The organism is Streptomyces sp. V3I8 (assembly GCF_030817535.1).
Lineage (GTDB): Bacteria > Actinomycetota > Actinomycetes > Streptomycetales > Streptomycetaceae > Streptomyces.
Window position 1 is genome coordinate 1,252,580 of the sequence record NZ_JAUSZL010000002.1, and the last position, 21,590, is coordinate 1,274,169.

Below are 21,590 nucleotides of genomic sequence, written 5' to 3' on the forward strand. Positions count from 1 at the left end.
CGAAGTCCGTGCCTGAACGTGGCAGCAGCCCGACCCTCGCCGGCACCCGACGGCCGTTCACCGCGGTCGATCGTTGGCTAGGGTGGCGAAGATGGCAGCAGAGACTGAGTCCCGGCCGGCGCCCTCGGTGCTGCCCCCGTCGTCGCGTGTGTGGCTCGGGGTGGTTGCGGTTCTTGCCGCATTCGCCGTCGTCGTGACCGGGGTGCTGTACGCCGGTCACAGTCAGGCCGGTCGGGTGGACCGGTGGGTCATGGACCCGACCGACGACAGTGTGCGGTCGCCCTGGCGGGGCGTCGCGCTCGGCGTCGACTTCCTCGGGGAACCCGTCGGGGCCGCCGTCCTGGTCGTGGCCGTCGTGACGGGCTGTCTGCTGTTGCGGCGGCCCCGTGCCGCGGTGTTCGTCGTGGTCGGGACCGGGGGCACCGTGGTGGTGGCCACCTTGCTCAAGTCCCTGGTGGGGCGCACCATCCACGGGCCCGACAATCTGTCCTACCCGAGCGGGCACACCGCTTTCCTCACCGCGCTCGCCGTCGCCGTGGCGCTCCTCGTGACCGGTCGGCTCGGCCTCGGCAGGGCGGCCGGCATGTCACTCGTGTCGGCCGCGGCGCTGGCCGCCGGCGCCGTCATGGGCTGGGCACAGGTCGCGCTGGGCGCGCACTACCCGACCGACGTCCTCGGCGGTTGGTGCACCGCGCTGGCGGTGGTGCCGGTGGCGGCCCTGCTGGTCGATCTCGTCACCGACCGGCACCGGCACCGGCAGCACTGATGTCACGTCAGGCCTGGCGGCGGAACACCGGCTTCACCGGTCGGCCGCCCGTCCACGGCGTGGGGTCCCCCGCGTCCAGTGCCTTGCGGTACACCGCGCACGCCTGGGCCACCACGTCGACGGTGTGGTCGATGTCGGCGTCGTCGAGCGCGCTGCTCACCACGAACGACGGGGCGAGCACCCCGCCCGCGAGGAGCCGGCGCAGGAACAGGGTGCGGTACTCCTGCGACGGCCGGCCCTGCTCGTCGAGGGTGGCGTACACCAGGTTGCTGGCCCGGCCCCGGACGACGAGGTGGTCGCCGACGCCCATGCCGGCCGCGGCGTCGCGGACCCCGGCGGCCAGTCGCTCGCCGAGGGTGTGCAGTCGCGCGGTGATGCCCTCTTCGGTGTAGGTGGCCTGCACGGCCATCGCCGCCGCCAGGGAGTGGGTCTCCGCGCCGTGCGTGGTGGACAGCAGGAACACCCGGTCGCCGGAGTGGCGCAGGCCGCCCAGCTCCATCAGCTCGCGGCGCCCGGCCAGCGCGGAGACGGCGAACCCGTTGCCCAGCGCCTTGCCGAAGGTGGAGAGGTCGGGGACGACGCCGTACAGGCCCTGGGCGCCCGCCTCGGACCAGCGCAGACCGGTGATCATCTCGTCGAAGACCAGGACGCAGCCGTGCCGGTCGGCCACCTCGCGCAGGCCGGCCAGGTATCCGGGCGGCGGCTCGGTGTGGGTGGCGGGTTCGAGGATCAGGCAGGCGACCTCGCCCCGGTGCCGGGTGAGCAGCTCCTCCGTGGCGGCCAGGTCCCCGTACGGGAAGGACACGGTGAGGTCGGTGGTCGTCGCCGGGATGCCCGCGGACATCGGCGTGGTGCCGATGAACCAGTCGTCGGTGGAGAAGAACGGGTGGTCGGCGCAGAGGGCCACCAGGGGGCGGCCGGTGGCGGCGCGCGCGAGGCGTACCGCGGCGGTGGTGGCGTCGGAGCCGTTCTTCGCGAACTTCACCATCTCGGCGGTCGGCACGGTGGCCAGGAAGCGTTCCGCGGCCTCCACCTCCACGATCGAGGGCCGGACGAAGTTGCTGCCGCGGTCGAGTTCGCGCCGTACCGCCTCGGTCACGCGCGGGTGGGCGTGGCCGAGGCTGACCGACCGCAGGCCGGAGCCGTACTCGATGTAGCGGTTGCCGTCGACGTCCCACACATGGGCGCCGCGGCCGTGGCTGATGACCGGTGCCAGGTTCTCGGGGTACTGGTCGTCGCCCTTGGCGTAGGTGTGCGCGCCCCCGGGGACCAGGGCGTGCAGCCGCTCGTTGGCCGCCGTCGACCGGGGCAGGCCGAACTCTTCGGGTTCCACGGTGACGTCAGCTCTCCTTCTGCTTCAGGGCCACCGCGAGGCTCGGCGCCTCCCGGTCCCGCCGGGACATCGAGGTGACCGGCAGCGGCCAGGGAACGGCGAGTTCCGGGTCGTCGAAGGCGATCGTCACGTCCTCGGCCGGATCGTGCGGGCGGTCGATGCGGTAGGAGGTGTCGGCGGTCTCGGTCAGCGCCTGGAAGCCGTGCGCGCACCCCGCCGGGATGTAGAGCGTCCTCTGCGTCTCGTCGGACAGCTCGAAGGAGGCCACGGTGCGGTACGTCGGTGAGTCCGGGCGCAGGTCCACGACGACGTCGAAGATCCTGCCGTACGAGCAGCGCACCAGCTTGGCCTCGCCGGCGCCGGAGCGCAGGTGCAGGCCGCGCAGCACCCCCCGGGCCGAGCGGGACAGGCTGTCCTGGAGGAAGGCGTGCGGGTCGAGGCCCACCGAGCGGACCACGTCGGCGTCGAAGGTGCGGCAGAAGAAGCCGCGTTCGTCGGCGTACGGCGTCGGCTCGAACAGGTACGCGCCGGCGATCGCCGGGACTTCGGTCGCTTTCATGGTGCCTTCCGTACGGCGTCGGCCCGGGTGCGGGTGGGAGTGTGGGCACGGGTTCGGTCGGTCGTCGGGAACAGGGCCGCGGTCAACGCCGTGAACTGGTCCTCGAGTTGGCGGGTGACGTCCGCGTTCCGCTCGGCGAGGGTCCGCCGCAGCTGCGCCGACTTCTTCTCCAGTGACCGGAACTGTTCGAGCAGCCGGTCGGCGTCGACCTCGCGGGCCGGGTGGCAGTACGCGTCGAGGCCCATCCGGGCCATGAGCGCGTCGCTCTTGGCCGCGTAGCTGAGCGCGAGCGTCGGTGTGCCGGCCTTCAACGCGCAGACCAGGTTGTGGTAGCGCGTGGCCACCACGGCGTCGGCGGCCGCCGTCTCCTTCATCAGGTCGGCCAGGGAGGCCGCCCCGGCGGCGGTGACCAGCGGCGAGTCCACCGCGTCGAGGATCGCGGCGGCCACCGGGGCGTCGCAGTCGTCGCCGGTGAGCAGCCGGACCGTTCTGCCGTCCTCGGCCAGCGCGCGGACGAACCGGGTCGTCCCGTCGAGGTAGCGCCGGTGGATCTCCTCGGCCCGGGCACGGTCGTCGTTGCCGCCGTGGAAGTCCATGACGCCGACGCAGACCGGGCGCGGCGGGCCCGTCGGCACACCCGCCTCCGGCACACCCGCCTCCGGCACATCCGCCCGCGGCGCCGGCAGGGCGAACGCCAGGTCCGGGTAGACCTCGTCGCGTGCGGTGTCCACGCCCATGTCCCGCAGCGCGTCGCGGGACTGGGCGTCCCGGTACGACCGGTAGGTGGCCAGCCGCGCCGACCGGCGCACCAGGGCCCGGGTCGCCCGGTCCCCGATCGGGGCGGCGCCGACGCCGACCAGTGCGACCTTGGTGCCGAACAGCCGGCCGCTCGCGCAGAGCAGGAACAGCGCGTACGGGAAGCCCCACGGCCGCAGCGGCAGGGTGGCCTCCAGGACGCCCATGCCGGGCACGATCACCACGTCGTGCCGGCGCACCCAGGCGGCGGTGCGGAAGGCGTCGACGAGTTTGCCCAGGCCCTTCCCCGCGATCGCGCCCGCCCGGGAGGCGGTCCGGTACTCGCCGCGGTACCAGTGCAGCCTTGTGGCGGGAATCCGGTACCGGGCCGCGACGACCTCGGGTCCGCCGCACAGCGCGTCCACGGCCGCGTCCGGGTGCTCGGCGCGCAGGTAGCCGAGCACGGCCTCCAGCGATCCGTCGTTGCCGAGGTTGCCGGAGCCGAGCAGGCCGAACAGCCCGACGCGCACCGGGGCCTTGTCCGCGGACGTCATGTCCGCCTCCCCTCCCGGCCGGCGACGAGGGCGTCGACGGAGACGGTGGGCCGGGCCGGGTCGACCGGGGCCCGGTCCTCGACCCGCTCGCCGGCGCCCGGCCGGACCCGGCTGGTCGCCCACGCGGCGAGGTGGCGGTAGCAGGCGCGCCGGTCGGCCGCGGACAGCGGTGCCCGCCGGACCGCCGAGACGAAGCCCCAGACGTACTCGGCCAGCAGCCGGGGCGTCGGGTGCAGCGGGCCCGCCCGGCGCGGGTCCAGGTTGACGCACCGGGAGCGCTTGGAGGGGTTCGCCCGTTCGGCGCGGGTGGGGTGGTCGCGGCGGAAGTACAGCAGTTCCGGCACCTGGTAAAAGGGTCCGTGCAGGGTGATCTCGGCAACGAACGTGCGGTCCGCGTGGTGGTAGCTGTCGTGCGGCTTCACCCGGCGCAGCATGTCGGCCCGCATCACCCCGTAGAAGTCGTCGCCGCCGGGCTCGAACAGCAGGCTGCGGAAGCGCTCCGGCGCGTGCGGCGAGTCGGTGGCGAGGCCGTAGTCGTACGGGACCTTCACCCGGCCGTCGCCGTCGATGACCGCCTGGCCGCTGTGCGCGAGGACCACGTCCGGCCGCTCGTCCAGCGCCTCGACGCAGGCCCGCAGCAGGTCCCGGGCGTAGAGGTCGTCGTGCGAGGCCCACTTGAACAGCTCGCCACGGCACTCGGTGAACACGTAGTTGTGGTTCGGCGCGGCGCCGATGTTCCGAGGCAGCCGGATGTACCGGATGCGCGGGTCCTTCGCCGCGTACGTGCGGCAGATCTCCTGGGTCCCGTCGGTCGAGGCGTTGTCGGAGACGACCAGCTCGAAGTCCTCGTAGGTCTGGCCGAGCAGGGCCTCGAACGACTCGGCGAGGTACTCCTCGCCGTTGTAGACGGGCAGGCCGATGCTCAGCCTGGGGTGGGCGGTCATGGGGTCCTCACTTCGGGGATGGGGTGGGGGTGGCGCTCACGGAGGGCGGACCGCAGCTGCAGCCACCACACGGCGGAGCCGCAGACGGTCGCGGCGGCCACGCCCCAGGCCGAGCCGACCGTGCCCGCCGCGGCGGCTCCGCCGAGCCCGCCGCCGAGGTAGCAGGCGGAGGCGAACAGCTGGCAGCGCAGGCTGCGCCGGGCCGCGGCGAGGGCGCGCAGCCCGGCCGCCGCACCGCTGCCCAGGCCCGCGCCCGCGACGCCGAGCGTGGCCGGCACGATGAGCTCCGAGGCGGAGCCCCAGACGCCGCCGAGCACGAACTCGCCGGCCCGGTCAGGCACCAGCAGCAGCGCCGCGCCCCAGAGCAGCGCGGCGACGGCCTGTCCGCCGCCGAGGAAGAGGCAGAACCTGCCCAGGCGGTGCGGGGCCCGCCGCAGCACCCGGGCCGCCTCCGCGACGGTGACCAGCGAAAGACCCATCAGCAGGGCGAGGAACGGGCCGAGCAGGAGTTCCGCGCCCCGGACGGCGCCCACCGCGCCGACGCCGGCGATCGCGCCGAGGCCGTACGCCCGCAGCTGGCTCGCGCCGCTGAGGCTGACGTTCTCGACCAGGTACCGGTAGCCGAGGTCGCTCTGCTCACGCAGCCAGCCACGGGCCTGTGTCATGCGGGGACGGATACCGGACTGCACCCAGCCGTACCCGGCGGCCACCGCGGCGGAGGCGCCCCAGGCGAGCACGAAGGCGGCCACGGTGTCCACGCGGGCCGCCACCACCATGGCCGGGACGAGCGCGACGCCCCACACCAGGTCGTTGAGGAACGCCTTGCGCCCGGCGCCGGCGGCGAAGAACGCGAACCGCCAGGCGTCCTGCAGCAGCAGCGCCGGCAGGACGACACCGAGACAGGTGAAGGCGGGCCCCACACTGCCGCCGAGGCCGAGCCCGACCAGCAGGCACACCGCGCCGAGGGCGGTGCCGACGCCGAGGGCGGCACCGGACGACCGGGCCGTCGCCGCGCGCCAGGACGCGTCCGGCACACCGCTGAAACGCACCACGAGCGGATCGGTGGCCAGCCCGCGGGCGACGTTGAGCACCACACCGTAGGTCAGCCAGGCCAGGCTGAACACGCCGAACGCGGCCAGCCCCAGCGAGCGCGCCACGTAGATGCCCACCGCGAAGTTGGTCATGCTGGAGGCCGCCTGGTCGGCCAGTCCCCAGGACAGCCGGCCCACGAGGCCCCGCCTGGCGGCCGACGAGGCCGTCCCCTTCTCCCTCCCGGTGGCCATCGGCGTCATGCCTTGATCAGTCCGGCGCCGTGCAGGGCGTCGGCGGCGACGGCGACGGTGTCGAAGGACAGCCCGGACCGCTGCGCGACGTCCAGCAGACTGTGCTCGCCGTCGGAGAGGCTGAGCACCCAGAGCATGGCCAGCTGGGCCTCCTTCGCGTCGCTGCGCCCGCCGAGCGAGTCGTACAGCCCCCGCCGTCCCAGCTGTGGTTCGCCGTAGGGACTGAGGTTGACGTACCGCCGGTTGCGGTCGAGGACGGCGAACGCCTCGCGGCAGACGGCGAGCGTGTCCGCCATCGCCTCCGGGGAGACGAAGTCCGGGTTGTCCGCCGAGGTGTGGTACTCGGGGTACCCGGCGTACGGGGTCCGGCTGAGCGAGCCCACGCCGAGGTCGAACCCGGGTGAGCAGTACTGCCGCTCGTCGTAGCCGTACGGGGTGAACTCGTTGACGCTGTGCGGGCGTTCGGAGGCTGCCAGCACATGCCGCAGCACCCGGTCGATCTCCGCGTCGCCGCGCCTGCTCTGCTTGTACGTCAACTGGCCGGTGTCACCGGCGCACGCCAGCACGAGCCCGTGCCTGACCTGCTCCACGCGTTCCGCGTTGCGGGCGAGCCAGGTGATCGCGCCGACGGTGCCGGGCGCGAAGATGAACCGGTAGGTGTAGTACGGCGTCGTCCGCGCCAGCTCCCGGGCCAGGAACGTCGCCACCGCGATGCCGGCCAGGTTGTCGTTGGCCAGCGACGGGTGGCAGACGTGACAGGAGACGATCACCTCGTCGGAGACCTGCCCGGGTACCACGTGCTCGGCGTAGGTGAGGTGGCCGTCGGCCAGGGTGGAGTCGATGCGCACCTCGTACTCGCCGTCGGGCAGCGCGTCCAGAGTCTCCTGGGCCAGGCAGAATCCCCAGTCCGGCTTGTAGTAACTGGTGCGGTAGGGCACCAGGGACGGCTGGTCCGGCAGGGTGTGCAGGTGGGCGCGCAGCTCGGCCAGCGGCATGGTCGCCGACACCGGCAGGCTGTAGCCGAGCACGTGCAGGCTGGACGCGCGGAAGTCGACGACCCGGTTGCCGGCCGCGTCGGCGATGTACGCGTCCCGGATGTTCCACTCCTGCGGCACCGTCCAGTCGAGCACCTGCGTCCCGGTCGGCACCTCGTGCACCCGCAGCGGGACGTACTCGCCGACGATCTCCAGGGTGGCGCGCACCCCGTCGCCCGTGATGCTCCGGCACAGCGGGTACAGCCGCTCCACCAGCGCGTGCATCTCCTCGCCGGTACCGTCCTGCGGCCGCGCGGTCACCGGCGCCACCGCAGGGTGTCGTCGACGGTGCCGGCCTCGGACGCCGCGCGCAGCACGGCCAGGCGGGTGAAGCGCTGCTCGAAGTCCTCCCGGGTCAGCCCGTGCTCCCGGTAGGCGTCGGCGAGTTCGAGCGCGCCCCGCTTCACCGTCCACTCGCAGTCGAAGCCGGGGATCGCGGCGCGGAACCGGGCGAAGTCCACCCGGTAGGACCGCGGGTCGGCGCCGTTCTCGCCGGTGATCCGCACCTTCGCGCCGGACACCGACTCGGCGACCTGCTCGGCGATCTCGGCGACCGTGACGTTGTTGGTCTCGCTGCCGATGTTGAACGCCCGGTCGTGGACCGCCTCGCGCGGCGCGTCCAGCGCGGCCGTGAAGGCCCGGGCGATGTCGGCGGCGTGCACCAGCGGGCGCCAGGGGGTGCCGTCGGAGAGCACGAGCACCTCCCCGGACAGCAGCGCGTGACCGACCAGGTTGTTCAGCACGATGTCGGCGCGCAGCCGGGGCGAGTAGCCGAAGGCCGTGGCGTTGCGCATGTACACCGGGCTGAAGTCGCCGTCGGCGAGCGCGTGCAGGTCGTCCTCCACCCGCACCTTGGACTCCGCGTACGGGGTCACCGGGCGCAGCGGGGCGTCCTCGGCCACCAGGCCGCCACCGCCGGCGGCGCCGTAGACCGAGCAGGTGGACGCGTACAGGAAGCGTCGCACCCCGGCCTCGCGGGCGAGGCGGGCCAGCCGTACGGAGGCGTGGTGGTTGATGTCGTAGGTGAGGTCGGGCGCCAGCGATCCCAGCGGGTCGTTGGACAGCGCGGCCAGGTGGATCACGGCGTCCACCCCGGCCACGTGTTCGGCCGTGACGTCCCGCAGGTCCACCCGGTGTCCCGGCGGGTCCGCGGGCGGCGGGCCGAGCACGCAGTCGGCGAACAGGCCGGCGTCGAGGCCGACGACCTCGTGTCCGGCGGCCGCGAGGACCGGAGCCATCACGGTGCCCAGATAGCCCTGGTGCCCGGTCAGCAGTACGCGCACAGTTCATTCCCCTAGTTCGGAGGTGCCCGGTTCGGAAGGACCCAGGTCGAGCGTGAGTTTGGTGACGGCGAACGCCTCGGCGTAGCGCGCGTGGCATTCGATGCCGCGGATCCGGGCGAGGCCGAGGAAGGCCTCCCGGTCGTACCAGGGCCGGTGCCGCTGCGAGGGGTAGTACTCCTGCAGCAGCCGTACCTTGTGTTCGGCGGTCCGCGGCGACAGCGGCTGGTACGCCGCCATCCGGCCGAGGTCGCCGTCCCACTTGACGATCTCGTAGCCGAGTACGAGGTGGTCGCGGAACGCGGTGGACATCAGCTGCGCCAGGCCGCGGTGGTCCTGGTGCGCGTCGTCGGTGCGCGGGGCGAGGACGAGGTCCGGTTCGGTGCGTCCGCGCAGTTCCTCGACCGCGGTCTTGGCCTCCTCCCACTGCGCGGGCAGCCGGCCGTCCGTCAGTTTGAGCACGGTCAGCCGCAGGTCGGCGCCCGGGCAGAAGGCGGCGAGCGCGGCCCGTTCCTCCTGCTCCCGCTCGCTGCCGCCGCCGGTGAGGACGAGGGCGTCGACGCGCAGACCGGGCCGGGCCTGGCACATCGCCAGCAGCGTGCCGCCGGCGCCGATGGCGATGTCGTCGCAGTGCGCGCCCACCGCGACGAGCCGGTCCAGGGTCCCGGCGCCGAGCCGGATCACGCGGTCCCCACGGCGGCGTCCGCCCGTACGCCGTCCCGTTCCCACACGGCCCAGGGACGCTCGCCCCGGGCGTAGCCGTCGTCGAGCGCGGCCTTCTCCTTGACGGTGTCGGTCGGCTTCCAGAAGCCGCGGTGCTGGTACGCCACCAGCCGTCCCTGCTTGGCCAGTTGCCCGCATCCGTCGGCGACCAGGTCCCCGCCCTCCGGGATGTGGTCGAAGACCTCCTGGCGGAGCACGAAGTAGCCGCCGTTCTCCCACAGCGGCAGTTCGCTCACCGCGGTGATGCCTCCCACCAGGCCGTCCTCGCCCAGGTCCACGCAGTGGAAGGAGGACTGCGGCGGCACCACCATCATCGACGCGCCGGCGTCGCGCCGGGCGAACTGGTCGATCATGCGGGGCAGCGGGGCGTCGGTGAGCACGTCGGCGTAGTTGGCGAGGAACATCTCGTCGCCGTCCAGGTGGTGCCGCACCCGGCGCAGCCGCTCCCCGATCGGTGACTCGATGCCGGTCTGCGCGAAGGTGATCGTCCAGTCGGCTATGTCGGTGGACAGCAGCTCGGTGCGTCCGCCGCGCAGTACGAAGTCGTTGGACGTCGTCTCCTCGTAGTTGAGGAAGAAGTCCTTGATGTGGTGGGCCCCGTATCCGAGGCACAGGATGAACTCCGTGTGCCCGAAGTGCGCGTAGTAGCGCATGACGTGCCAGATCAGCGGGCGCGGACCGACCATCGCCATCGGCTTGGGGATGTCGTCGGACGCCCCGCTGCGCATCCGCAGTCCGTACCCGCCGCAGAACAGTACGACCTTCATGCTGCAACCTCTTTCACGACGTGGCCTCGACCACGCTGAGTTCCGGGATGGGGAAGACCAGGCGGCCACCCCACTCGTGCACGAAGGACAGCTGCTCGACCAGCTCGGTCCGCAGGTTCCAGGGCAGGACCAGCACGTAGTCCGGCCGGTCGAGCGCGATCTGTTCGGGCGCCAGGACCGGGATGCGGGTGCCCGGGGTGAACCTGCCGTGCTTGTAGGGGTTGCGGTCGACCGTGTACGGGAGCAGGTCGGGCCGGATGCCGCAGTGGTTGAGCAGGGTGTTGCCCTTGCCCGGGGCGCCGTAGCCGACGACCGTCTCGCCGCGCTCGGCCGCCTCGATGAGGAACTTGAGGAGGTCCCGGCGCACCTTGGCCACCCGGGCGGAGAACTCGGTGTACCCGGACAGTTCCTGCAGTCCGGCGGCCTTCTCGCGGGCCAGTACGTCGGCCACCCGCCGTGTCGGCTCCTGGGCCGCCTCGGCCGGCCGGGCCAGGAGCCGGATGGAGCCGCCGTGCGTGGGCAGCAACTCGACGTCCACGAGGGTGAGTCCACCGCTCGCGAGGGCCCTGATCGCGGACGCGACCGTGTAGTACTGGAAGTGCTCGTGGTAGATCGTGTCGTACTGGTTCTCCTCGATCAGGGTCAGCAGGTGCTGCACCTCGATGGAGACCCAGCCGTCGTCGGCGACCAGGGCGCGCAGCCCCTGGGTGAACCCGACCACGTCGGGGATGTGCGCGTACACGTTGTTGGCCACGACCAGGTCCGCCGGGCCGTGCTCGGCGCGGACGGCCGCGCCGACCTCCGGGGACAGGAACTCCGTGAGGGTGGGCACGCCCGCGTCCCGCGCCGCGGCGCCGACGTTCACCGACGGTTCGATGCCCAGGCAGCGGATCCCGCGGTCCACCAGGTGTTTCAGCAGGTAGCCGTCGTTGCTCGCGACCTCCACCACGAAGGCTTCCTTCTCCTTCGGGTCGAGCCCCAGCCGCTGCACGGTGTCGGCGACGAAGGTGCGCGCGTGCTCCACCCAGGAGGTCGAGAAGGACGAGAAGTACGCGTACTCGCTGAACGTCTCCTCCGGGGTGATCAGCGGAGGTATCTGCGCGAGCCAGCAGTCGGTGCAGACCCGCAGGTGCAGCGGGTACGCCGGCTCCGGCCGGTCCAGTTGGTCCGCGGCGAGAAAGCTCTCGCACGGCGGAGTCGCTCCCAGGTCGACGACGCTCACCAGCGCCGCCGAACCGCAGAGTCGGCATCCTGTCATCTGCTTCCCCCATCTCTGCCCGCGCGGGCCCCCCGCCGCGAGCCACTGCTTGCGTTTCCTGTCGCCGTCGGGCTGTCCCCGACGGCGGACCGCCCCGCGATCGCGGTGCGGTACTCCTCCAGCAGGCGCTCCAGCCCGACGTCCGGGCTGAAACCCTGTTCGTAGCGGCGCCGGGCCGCCCGGCCCATCTCCCGGTTGCGGTCCGCCCCGGCCGTGATCCGGCGCAGGCAGGACGCGAGCGAGGCGGCCTCGCCCGGCCGGTGCAGCAGTCCGCTCACCCCGTCCTCGACGAGTTCGGTGAAGGCGCCGTGACCGGCGGCGACGGCCGGGACCCCGGCCGCCATCGCCTCCACGACCACCAGGCCGAACGCCTCCAGCCAGGTCGAGGGCGCCACCACGGCGACCGACCGCGCGAGGGCCTGCCGGCACCCGTCCGGGTCCAGCAGGCCGACGTACCGCACGTCGTCCCGGCCCGCCGCCCAGGCGGTCACCTCCCGCTCCAGCGGCCCCGTGCCGGCGATCATCAGCGGCACGCCCGCACCGCCGCCCGCCGCGACCTCGTCCCACGCGGCCATGAGCAGCCGTACGCCCTTGGCCTCGGCGAGCCGGCCGAGGTAGAGCAGGTGCTCGCCGTCGCCCGAGCGGCGGACGTCCGGTTCCGGCACGAAGTTGTGCTTCACCGACAGCCGCTCGGCGGGCATGCCGGAGGCCACCAGGACGTCGCGCTGCGCCGCCGAGATGCACAGGAACCGCTCCACGCCCGACCACCACCGGCGCCGGTTGACCGACAGGCTGACCGCCAGCGGCACCGTCGCCAGCCGGGAGTCGCGGTAGCAGCCGTGCCGGACGGCGGGCAGCGGCGCCGAGCCGACGCACTCGGTGCACGGCCGGCCGTCCCGCTGCAGCGTGCCGGGCGGGCAGACCTGGGTGTAGTTGTGCAGCGTGGCGACGGCGGGCACGCCGGCGTCGGCGCAGGCGGCCAGCACCGCGGGCGACAGGAGCGGGAAGACGTTGTGGACGTGCACCACGTCCGGGCGTTCGGCACGGAGCCGGGCGGCGAGTTCCCTGCGCACCGACGGGTTCCACGGCACGAGGAGCGGTATCGCGGCCTTGCCCGGCAGGGACCGGGCGGCGATGTCGTCGCTGCGCCGCTCGAACACGCCGACCCGGTGGCCGGCCGCGCGCAGCAGCTCCACTTCCTGGTCGACGACCTTGTTCTCCCCGCTTGGCTGCGCCGAGGAGTAGCGGTTGTGCACCACGAGGACGTGCATGCGTGAGGTCATCTCCTAGTCCCGGGCCCAGCGCGGGACACGCCGTCGGGGGGTGCGGGACGTCGCCGGGGGCTTCGCGAGGACTGTCGTGAAGGCTGTCGTGGGGGCCGTCGCGACCGGCGCCGGCAGGGGCGGGGCCGGAGCGGGTGCCGTCAGCAGCGAGGCGGCCAGGGCCAGGTGCAGCAGGTACGGCGAGGCGTCGCCGAGACCGGCCTCGGTGTAGGACGCGATCGCGCAGTAGCTGATCAGGAAGATCGCGCAGGCCCTCGCCAGCGACGGCGGCCGCAGCAGCGCGACACCGCCCAGTACGACGAAGACCGCCGCCACGAGCGTCACGCCGATCCAGCCCTGCTCCTGGTAGACGGCCAGCCAGCTGTTGTCGATCGGCAGCCCGCCGAACGACTTGTCGCCCAGGCCCATGCCGAACAGTTCCTCCCCGGTGGACCGGGGCGCCGCCAGCAGGGCGTCCCAGACCTTGGCCCGGCCGGTGAGGCTGGTGAGGTTCTCCTGGCTCTGTCCGCGCAGGAACCACGTCCGCAGCGCGGAGGCGAACCCCACCGCGGCCACCACGGCGATGAGCACCGCCCAGGTGAAGAACCGGCGGGCGGCGGCGCTGGTCAGGACGAGCGAGCCGATCGCCAGCACCAGCCCGATGAGCAGGCCGAGCGTGGCCGTGCGGGTATGGGTCAGCGCCAGCAGCACGAGGGAGGGCACGATGACGACCGCCGCGCTGGTCCGGTCGGTGCGGCGCCCCAGGACGAGCAGCACGGTGAGCCCGATGATCACCGCGGCGTACTGTCCGATCTGCGGCGGGGTGAGCGGCCACAGCGCGCCGACCAGCCGTCCGCCGTAGAGCTCGGGCATGGCCGCGCCCGGTGAGACGACCGCGCCGGCGGCGACCGATCCGAGCACCGCGAAGTACATCCGGATGTGGTGCCGGACGAAGGCCGGGCCGCCGTCCCACCAGCGGGTGAGCAGCCACAGCGTGCCGATGAAGAGGGCCAGCCGCGCGCAGCGGAACAGCGCGCCGAGCCCGGACTCCAGTTGCAGGCTGGAGATCAGGCTCGGTACCAGCAGCAGGGTGAGCAGGAGCACGAAGGCGCTGGGGCGGATGCGCAGCCGGAGGTTGAGCGCGAGCGCCAGGGTGAACGCGGCGACCAGCGCACCCATGGTGACCAGCTGGATGAGGGAGCGGGGCAGCGGGATGACGGTCTTCGCCCCGGCGGAGCCGAGGGTGTTGAGGATCAGCAGGCCCCAGACGATCCCGACGGTCCTCGGTGTGCCGGCGGGGAGCGGTCCGGCGCCGGGCCGCGTGTCCGCCGTGTCCTGCCCGGCGGGCGGTCCGCCGCGCCGCAGGTCCTGGTCCATGTCAGCCACCGGCCCGTGGGTCGAGGGTGCTGCCCTTGTCCTGCCGGTAGGGCGTGCCCTGCCACTGCCCGAAGTCGAGCACCCGGCTGGGGTCGTGGGCGACGAACTGCCACGGCCCGAGGTAGACGTTGTCGTGCCAGCGGTTGTGCTGGTCCAGGGTGATCGCCTCGGCCACCCGCTCGCCCTTGTACGGCGACCACTTCGGGTAGGTGCCGTAGTTGGCCAGCACCGCCATGCGGTCGCACTTCACCGTGCACTTGACGACGGACTTGTCCAGCACGAAGCGGTTGTCGTGGATGTCCACCCGCTGGGTCTTCCACCGGCAGTCGGCGTAGAGCGGTGCGGTGGCGATCGCCGGCCGCACGCAGCGGTCGGTGTCCCGCGCCAGCAGCGTGCAGTCGCCGGAGGAGGTGTTGGCCGGGCTGTTGCAGAACCGGTCGGCGTTCTCCCACAGGGTGATTCCGGACCAGTTGTCCTCCAGTACGTTCCGGTAGACCTCGATCTTGTCCGTGCGGGCCGGGACCCGTGGTTCGCCGCCTGACTCGGACAGGTAGACGGTCGCGAACGGGAAGTTGTCGCCGCGGTCGGCGTACTTGCGGCCCTCGACCCAGTTGTTGCGCCGGATCGTGTTCTTCCGGATGACCGCGTTGTAGCTGGTCTCGTACATCAGCGCGGCACCGTCGTTGGCCTCGATCACGTTGTTCTCGATGCGGAAGTCGTTGTTGTTGGTGTCCGCCCACAGCCCGGCTCCGCGGTTGTCGTGCACCCAGTTGCCGCGGATGTCGGCGCCGTCGACGGCCCAGAACTTGATGCCGCCGGTGCAGCCGCAGCCCTCCCGGCGCCGCTCCCAGTCGCCGGTGTTGTTGCCCACGATCTCGTTGCCCTCGACGACCAGGTCGCGCAGCGGGCCGCCGGACTTGTAGGCGTTCATGCCGTACTGGCCGTTGTCGCGCAGGCAGCTGGCGCGAACCTGCTGGCGGGCACCGGCCATCAGTCCGGCGCCGGAGTTGCGCCGGATCGTCGCGTGCTCGATCACCCACCCGTCGGCCGAGTCGTGGTTGACCACGCCCTCGTCGTGCGGCGCGACGAAGTTCTGCACGGTCAGGTGGCTGACGGTGACGTCGCGGGCGCCGCCGCCGAACGCGTACTGGTTGGTCCTGCGGCCGTCGAGCACCGCGCCCGGCGCGCCGAGGTAGCGGTTGCCCTTCTTCGGAAGGACCTGGGCGTAGCGGTCCGGTGCGAGCCGGTGCTTGCCCGGCCGCAGCCAGAACGTGGTCCTCGGGGGGTGGTCCTTGGTCTTCGCGGCCAGGTCGCCGACGACCCCGGGGTCGACCGTCACCGCGCCCGCCGGTGCCTTCGCCGGTCCGGCCGCGGGCTCGGCGCACACCCGGGCCGCGGCGGGGGCCGCGGAGACGGACGGCGGCGCGGTGGCCGGCTTTTCCGCCGGGGCGCCGGGCGTGCTCACGCAGCCGGCCGCCAGCAGGGCCAGCGCCGCCGCCGGCAGCGTCCGCTTGCGCCATCTGATCCCCACGGGGCCTTCCTTCCTAGTCGCTGAACGTGAGTACGGTCGTGAACTGCCGTGCGCCGTCGGCGAAGCCGGTGCCGACGAGCGTCGTGGCGGGTTCCTTGCGGCCGAAGCCGGCGGAGTACCAGCCCAGCGGCGGGTCGCTCTCGCCGCGGTGCGCCCGCCAGTTCAGCTCCCCGGGCAGGTCGAGCACCGCGGAGCGCTCCCGGCCGTCCCGGGTCCAGGTGAGCACGGCCCGGTTCCCCGTCAGGTCCGCGGTGACCGCCGGGCCGAGGTGGAAGGCCAGGCGCGCGGCCCGGCGCGGGCCGCGTACCTCGTCGATCACGCGCAGCTCGCGGCTCGCGGCCGTCAGCTCGACCCGGCGGCGGTGCACGGAGCCGCGGTAGCCGTCGTGCTCGGCGTACCAGCGGGCCGTCCCCCCGGTGGAGGCGCCGGTGGTGTCCTCCGCTGCCAGGACGCGACTGCGGGCGTGACGGGTCCACAGGAACGGGCCGCCGGAGACGGACTGGTCGGCGCCGTCCAGCTCCAGGGTGTTGTGGCCGAGCGTGGACCGGAAGTACCGCCGCCACGCGGGCTGCCCGTGGTAGCAGTACGTCCCCGGGTCGGCGAGCACGTCGACCCCGTCGTGCCGGACCTCCACGGACAGCGCGTCGGCGTGGGCGTGCGCGGCGATGGACAGGAAGCCGTGCGGGCCTCCGTCGCAGCGGCACCAGATCTCCCCCGGGCCGCGCAGGACGGTCAGCCCCGCGTCGGCGAAGTGGGCCGGCCTGCTCGCCGGGCGGGTCACGGCCGGCGCCGTCGTGCCCTTCGCGTACGGCCGGACGAGCGCGGCCAGCAGGGGGGTGCGCACATCGGTGCCGGTCACGGCCGGCCACCAGGCCAGCCGGCCGAACACCGCGTCCCCGGTGGCCAGCAGCGAGGCCCAGCGGTCGGTGCCCGCGCCGTCCACGACCAGGCCGTGTCCGTCGTCCGCGTCCCCCTGGCGCGGCGGCCGCAGCCGGTTGTCCACGACGGCCGCGAGCGCGTCGGTCATCCGCAGCAGCACCAGCCGGACCGGCGCGGGGACCGGCACGTCCGCGGCGTCCGCCTCGGCCACCGCGGCCAGGCCGAGTTCGAGGACGAGTCCGTGGTACTCGGTGGCCAGCTCGCGGTTGAGGCCGGAGGGAAAGGTGTTGGCGCGCAGGTGCCGTTCGAGGGAGTGCAGCGCATCGGCCCGCCAGCGCGGCGAGGAGGGGAACCAGCCGAACGCGCAGGCCGCCGCGAACTGCCCGGCGGCTTCGGCGACGGCGTGGTTGTTCGCCGAGGAGCCCCGGCTGGGGAAGGCGGCGAGCCAGCGCTGGTGGTGCCAGATCTGGTGCAGCGCCGCCGGGTTGTCCTCGAACAGTGCGGCCGCGCCCGGCCAGCCGTCGAGCAGCCGGCGGATCCAGACCCAGGACAGCAGCCGGATGCCCAGCTCGATGCCGCTGACCCAGTGCACGCCGCGCAGCGGCGGGTTGGCCGTCCACCACGACCGCAGGTGCGCGGCGACCCGCTCGGCGTACCGCTCGTCCCCGGTGACCGCGTAGGCGGCGGCGAGCACGGTGAGGTACTGGTGCCGGGACGGCTCCCAGATCTGCTTGATGTCCCCGGCCGTGTCCTCGTCGCGGTACGGCACGTCGAAGGCGTAGCCCCCCGGGGCCCGGCGCCCGGTCTTCGGGTCGTACCGCCAGTCCGGGTCCACCAGGTCGTCGCGGGCCACCCCGAAGAACTCGGCGTGTCCGTCCATCAGCCGGTCCGCCTCGGCGACGAGACGTTTCGCGGCGTCCGGCGGCACCGCGGCGACCGCCCGGGCGGGCAGCACCGCGGTGAAACGGGCACCACTCACGTGCGGGGAGTCCGGCGGCGCGGAGCGCCGCCACCGCCGCCTGCGCGCGGCGTCGCCCGCCCGGCCGCCGACCTCCCGCGGACCCATCCGGGACAGCCGCCTCAGGTACCAGCCCGCACTGCCGGAGCTCACCGTCATCGGGCTCCCGCCAACGTCACCGGCACGCCGCCGGCCAGGCCCGTCCGCACGGCGAGGGTGGCCGCCGTGGTGGCGACCAGCGACTCCAGCGGCACCGGCATCGGCCCGCCGGTCCGTACGGCCCTGACGAAGGCCGCCAGTTCGGCGGCCTGGCCCTTGTCCCGGGCCTTGGGCAGCCGCGAGCTGACCCAGCGCTTGCGGGCGTACACCGAGGCGCGGACGAAGTCGTCCAGCCGCAGCACCTTGCCGTCCGCGACGAGGTCCAGCGTCTCCTTGGGGAAGCCGGGCGCGCCGGTGGTGACGTAACTGATGGCGGCGGTGGACCCGTCCGGGTAGCCGAGCACGATCTGCAGGTCCTCGTTGCCGGACGGGGCGACGGCGTACACCGACACCGGGTCGGCCCCGAGCAGCCAGCTCGCCGTGTCGATGAAGTGCCCGCCCTCGCCGGCGAACCGCGAGCCCTCGGTGCCCTGCTGGAGGTACCAGCTGCCGTGCTGCAGCCGGCCCGCGTTGACCAGGTAGCGCAGGCTCGCCGGACCGGTCCGGGCGCCGAACCGCTGCCTGGCCTCCTGCAGCAGCGGGGCGAAGCGGCGGTTGAAGCCGACCTGCAGCCGGTCGTTGCCGGACTCCTCGACCGCCGCGAGCACACCGGCCAGTTCGTCCTCGGTGAGGGCCAGGGGCTTCTCCACGAACACCGTCTTGCCGGCCAGCAGTGCCTTGCGGGTCAGTTCGGCGTGCGAGCTGTGGCGGGTGACGACGAACACCGCGTCGACGGAAGGGTCGCCGAGCACGGCGTCGAGATCGGTGGTCGCCCCGGCGAAGCCGAACTTCCGCTTCGCGTTGGCCGCGGACAGCGCCGTCGTGGTGACGACCGTGGACAGTTCGACGCCGTCGCGCCGGGCCAGGTGCGGCAGCAGCATCGACGTCGCGTAGTTCCCCGCGCCGACGAACGCCAGGCGCACCGGCGCCGTGGCGGACCGGGCCGGGGCGGCCGCCCTGCCGCCGGGCCGCACCGCGGGCACGGTCACCACCGGGGGCTCCGGCTCGGCCGGGGATGCGGCGGGACCGGGGTAGCGGAACAGCACGGCCACGGCCTTCAGTTCGCCGTCCTTCAGGCGCCGGTACGTCTCGACGGCGTCGTCGAAGTCGGCGACGTGCGAGACCAGCGGCTCCACGTCGACGCTGCCGCGGGCGAGGAGGTCGAGGAAGCACGCCAGGTTGCGGCGCTCGGTCCAGCGCACGTAGCCGATCGGGTAGTCCCGCCCCTCGAGTTCGTACTCCGGGTCGTAGCGCCCGGGGCCGTAGCTGCGGGAGAACCGGACGTCGAGCTCCTTCTCGTAGTACGCGTTCCACGGCAGGTCCAGGCGGCACTTGCCGATGTCGACGACCCGGCCGCGGTCCCGGCACAGCTGGGCGGCCAGCTCGACGGGCTGGTTGCTGCCGCCGCCGGCGGCCAGGTACACCTGGTCCACGCCGTGTCCGCCGGTGAGTTCGGCGACGGCGCTCCCGACGGCCGCGGACGCGGGATCACCGCAGGCCACGGCGCCCAGGCTCACGGCGAGTTCGCAGCGCGCCGGATCGGGGTCGGCGCCGACGACGCGGACCCCCGAGGCGGTGAGGAGCTGCGCCACCAGCTGCCCGATCAGCCCGAGGCCGATGACCAGCGCCACCTCGCCGAGTTGCGGCTCGCCCTGGCGCACGCCCTGCATCGCGATCGACCCGACGGTGCCGAAGGCGGCGTGCCGCGGCGCGAGGCCGTCCGGCACCGGCGCGTAGAGGTTCTTCGGCACCCAGTTCAGTTCGGCGTGCAGCGCGTGCTCGTTGCCGGCGCAGGCCACGAGGTCGCCGGCCTTCACGTCGTCGACGCCGGCGCCGACCTGCTCGACCACCCCGCACAGCGAGTAGCCCAGCGGGGTGTAGGAGTCCAGCTTGCCCATCACCTTGCGGTAGGTGGCGGGCACCCCGTTGGTGGCCACGCTCTGCATGACCTTGGCGACCTGGTCCGGCCGGGAGCGGGCCTTGCCCACCATCGACATGCCGGCCTCGGACACCTTCATGAGCTCGGTCCCGGTGGAGATCAGCGAGTAGGCGCTGCGGACCAGCACACCGCCCGGCTTGCAGCCCGGCACCGGCACGTCGAGCACCGCCAGTTCGCCGCTCTTGTAGTTCTGAACTACCTGTTTCACCCGAAGTCCTCTTGTCTCTGAGCCGTGTGTCTCTACGTCGTGCCTGTGCGTCGTGCCGGTGCGCCGTCAGGCAGCTCGGTCGCGGCCGGACCCGGAGCCGGAGGTCGCGTCGCGGTACCAGTGCTCGAGGGTCAGCACGTGCCACAGGTGCTTGGAGAAGTCCCGCCGGCCGGCGGCGTCCTCGGCGACCATCCGCGCCAGCGCGTCGCGGCGCAGCAGCCCGGAGCTGACGAGCACGCCGTCGTTGACCACCTCGCGCACCAGCGGTGCCAGGTCCCGGCTCATCCAGGCCCGCAGCGGGGCGCTGAACAGGCCCTTGGGCCGGTACACGATCTCCCGGGGCAGGACCGAGGTGGCCGCCTCCTTGAGGGCGGCCTTGCCCTGCCGTCCGGCGATCTTGCGGTTGCCGGGCACGGTGAACGCCGCCCTGACCACCTCGACGTCCACGTACGGCACCCGCACCTCGGTCGACGCCGCCATGCTCGACCGGTCGGTGTAGGCGAGGTTCAGGCCCGGCAGGAACATCCGGGCGTCGGCCAGGCACATGCGGTTGACGAAGTCGTCGAGGTGGTTGTCCTGGTAGGTGTCCGCGTGTTCGGTCAGCACGTCCTCGACCGCCGGGGCCAGGTCCGGGTTGACCAGGGCGAGCAGCTCGTCCTGGTCGTACATGGTGTAGCTGCGCCGGAACGCCGTCTCCTCCGGCAGGTCGGCGAAGGAGAGGAACCGCTTCGCGAAGCGCACCGACCGGTACCCCCGGCGGGCCGTGGCGACCGGCAGCCGGTCCACGGTCGCCGACAGGCCGCGCCGCAGGGGCCCCGGGACGCGCTGGTAGCGCAGCGCCAGCAGGTTGGCCAGGTGCTTGCGGTACCCGGCGAACAGTTCGTCGGCGCCCATCCCCGAGAGCATCACCTTGACCCCGGCCTCCCGGGCGGCTTGGCAGATCAGGAAGGTGTTGATCGCGGCGGGGTCGCCGATCGGCTCGTCCAGGTGGTACGTCATCTCCGGCAGCAGGTCGAGCACGTTGGGGGCGATCTCGATCTCGTGCAGGTCGACGCCGAACCGCTCGGCCACCTGCCGGGCGTAGCGCAGGTCGTCCGGCATCGCCTCGAACTTCGCGTCCTCGGCGCGGAACCCGATCGTGTAGGCGGAGATCCCGGGCCGGTGGCGGGCCGCCAGCGCGGTCAGCCAGCTGGAGTCGAGGCCGCCGGAGAGGAAGGTCGCCACGGGGACGTCGGAGAGCAGGTGCCGCCGGGTCGACTCCTCGACGACGGCGGCCAGGTCCGGCCGCTCGCCGGCCCGGGCCCGCTCCTGGCCCTCGGCGGCGACGTCCCGGAGGTTCCAGTACCGGCCGCGCTCGATCCGGCCGTCGGGCCGGCACCGCAGCCAGCTGCCCGGCGGCAGCTTCTCCGCCTCGCGGAACGCGCAGCGCGAGTCCGGCACCCAGTAGTAGAGGAGCGAGGCCACCAGTGCCGCGTGGTCCACCTCCAGCGTTCCGCCGGTCACGGCGGCGAGCGCCTTGAGCTCGGAGGCGAACATCAGGCCTTCGCCGCGCCGGAGCAGGAACAGCGGCTTGATGCCGAGCTGGTCCCGGGCGAGGACCAGCTCACCGGTCCGCTCGTCGAAGACCGCGAACGCGAACATGCCGCGCAGCCGGGGCAGGCAGTCGGTGCCCCAGCGCCGCCAGGCCTCCAGGAGCACCTCGGTGTCGGAGGTGCCGCGGAAGCGCGCGCCGCCGGCCGCCAGTTCGGTCCGCAGTTCGGGCGCGTTGTACAGCTCGCCGTTGTACGTCAGGACGAGGCCGTCGGAGACCATCGGCTGGGCGCCGGTCTCGGACAGGTCGATGATGGACAGCCGGCGGTGCCCGAGGTGCACCTCGCCGTCACCGGCGCCGTGGCTGTACCGGCCGGCCCCGTCCGGGCCGCGGTGGGCCAGGACATCGGTGAGCCGGTCGGTCACGGCCTTCCCGTCCGGCCACCGGTACGTGCCTGCGATGCCACACATG

At 73.3% G+C, this 21,590-nt stretch carries 17 protein-coding genes; 1 reads left to right on the plus strand and 16 read right to left on the minus strand.

Translation table 11 applies throughout. From position 1 onward, the window contains the following. The first annotated feature begins 91 nt into the window (after window positions 1-91). Window positions 92-766 carry a phosphatase PAP2 family protein gene (locus tag QFZ75_RS05645; RefSeq protein WP_307534365.1) on the plus strand — a complete coding sequence of 225 codons (675 nt, stop codon included), beginning with the start codon at window positions 92-94 and terminating at the stop codon, window positions 764-766. 7 nt (window positions 767-773) lie between these two features. On the opposite strand, the gene QFZ75_RS05650 is transcribed toward QFZ75_RS05645, so the two are convergent. The 16 genes from QFZ75_RS05650 to asnB form a co-directional block, all read right to left on the minus strand. Then, window positions 774-2,099 (minus strand): glutamate-1-semialdehyde 2,1-aminomutase, encoded by a 1,326-nt coding sequence (locus QFZ75_RS05650; RefSeq protein WP_307534366.1) that lies wholly within the window; start codon window positions 2,097-2,099, stop codon window positions 774-776. 7 nt (window positions 2,100-2,106) lie between these two features. Continuing rightward, window positions 2,107-2,658 carry a dTDP-4-dehydrorhamnose 3,5-epimerase gene (gene rfbC / locus QFZ75_RS05655; protein ID WP_307534368.1) on the minus strand — a complete coding sequence of 184 codons (552 nt, stop codon included), beginning with the start codon at window positions 2,656-2,658 and terminating at the stop codon, window positions 2,107-2,109. Then, a complete protein-coding gene (locus QFZ75_RS05660; protein ID WP_307534369.1) occupies window positions 2,655-3,947 on the minus strand; it encodes a polysaccharide pyruvyl transferase family protein in 1,293 nt (430 codons plus the stop codon). The genes rfbC and QFZ75_RS05660 overlap by 4 nt, the downstream gene beginning before the upstream one ends. After that, a complete protein-coding gene (locus QFZ75_RS05665) occupies window positions 3,944-4,891 on the minus strand; it encodes a glycosyltransferase family 2 protein (protein WP_307534370.1) in 948 nt (315 codons plus the stop codon). Before QFZ75_RS05665 ends, QFZ75_RS05660 begins: the two co-directional genes overlap by 4 nt. Beyond that, entirely contained in the window at window positions 4,888-6,174 is a 1,287-nt protein-coding gene (locus tag QFZ75_RS05670; RefSeq protein ID WP_307544218.1) for a hypothetical protein, read from the minus strand. The genes QFZ75_RS05665 and QFZ75_RS05670 overlap by 4 nt, the downstream gene beginning before the upstream one ends. Before the next feature lie 5 nt (window positions 6,175-6,179). Next, entirely contained in the window at window positions 6,180-7,478 is a 1,299-nt protein-coding gene (locus QFZ75_RS05675; RefSeq protein ID WP_307534371.1) for a DUF4910 domain-containing protein, read from the minus strand. Continuing rightward, window positions 7,466-8,491, minus strand: coding sequence for an NAD(P)-dependent oxidoreductase (locus QFZ75_RS05680; protein WP_307534373.1), 1,026 nt, complete (start codon window positions 8,489-8,491; stop codon window positions 7,466-7,468). The genes QFZ75_RS05675 and QFZ75_RS05680 overlap by 13 nt, the downstream gene beginning before the upstream one ends. A gap of 3 nt (window positions 8,492-8,494) precedes the next feature. Further along, a complete protein-coding gene (locus QFZ75_RS05685; protein ID WP_307534375.1) occupies window positions 8,495-9,172 on the minus strand; it encodes a PIG-L deacetylase family protein in 678 nt (225 codons plus the stop codon). After that, complete coding sequence (locus tag QFZ75_RS05690; RefSeq protein WP_307534377.1) at window positions 9,169-9,978, minus strand: glucose-1-phosphate cytidylyltransferase; 810 nt, start codon at window positions 9,976-9,978, stop codon at window positions 9,169-9,171. The genes QFZ75_RS05685 and QFZ75_RS05690 overlap by 4 nt, the downstream gene beginning before the upstream one ends. 13 nt (window positions 9,979-9,991) lie before the next feature. Continuing rightward, window positions 9,992-11,236, minus strand: a complete 1,245-nt coding sequence (locus tag QFZ75_RS05695; protein WP_307534379.1) for a class I SAM-dependent methyltransferase — start codon at window positions 11,234-11,236, stop codon at window positions 9,992-9,994. Continuing rightward, window positions 11,233-12,507: a glycosyltransferase gene (locus QFZ75_RS05700; RefSeq protein WP_307544219.1), complete on the minus strand. Its 1,275-nt coding sequence runs from the start codon at window positions 12,505-12,507 to the stop codon at window positions 11,233-11,235. The genes QFZ75_RS05695 and QFZ75_RS05700 overlap by 4 nt, the downstream gene beginning before the upstream one ends. A 15-nt stretch (window positions 12,508-12,522) precedes the next feature. Continuing rightward, on the minus strand, window positions 12,523-13,875 hold the full coding sequence (locus QFZ75_RS05705; protein WP_307544220.1) for an O-antigen ligase domain-containing protein: 1,353 nt from the start codon (window positions 13,873-13,875) through the stop codon (window positions 12,523-12,525). Between the two features lies 1 nt (window position 13,876). After that, on the minus strand, window positions 13,877-15,406 hold the full coding sequence (locus tag QFZ75_RS05710; protein WP_307534381.1) for a right-handed parallel beta-helix repeat-containing protein: 1,530 nt from the start codon (window positions 15,404-15,406) through the stop codon (window positions 13,877-13,879). A 13-nt stretch (window positions 15,407-15,419) separates the two neighbouring features. Then, on the minus strand, window positions 15,420-17,402 hold the full coding sequence (locus tag QFZ75_RS05715) for an alginate lyase family protein (RefSeq protein ID WP_307534382.1): 1,983 nt from the start codon (window positions 17,400-17,402) through the stop codon (window positions 15,420-15,422). After that, the gene (locus tag QFZ75_RS05720; protein WP_307534384.1) at window positions 17,399-19,588 is read right to left on the minus strand and encodes a bi-domain-containing oxidoreductase; all 2,190 of its coding nucleotides are present in this window, start codon (window positions 19,586-19,588) and stop codon (window positions 17,399-17,401) included. The genes QFZ75_RS05715 and QFZ75_RS05720 overlap by 4 nt, the downstream gene beginning before the upstream one ends. 66 nt (window positions 19,589-19,654) lie before the next feature. Further along, a complete protein-coding gene (gene asnB / locus QFZ75_RS05725) occupies window positions 19,655-21,589 on the minus strand; it encodes an asparagine synthase (glutamine-hydrolyzing) (protein ID WP_307534387.1) in 1,935 nt (644 codons plus the stop codon). Window position 21,590: the final 1 nt, after the last annotated feature.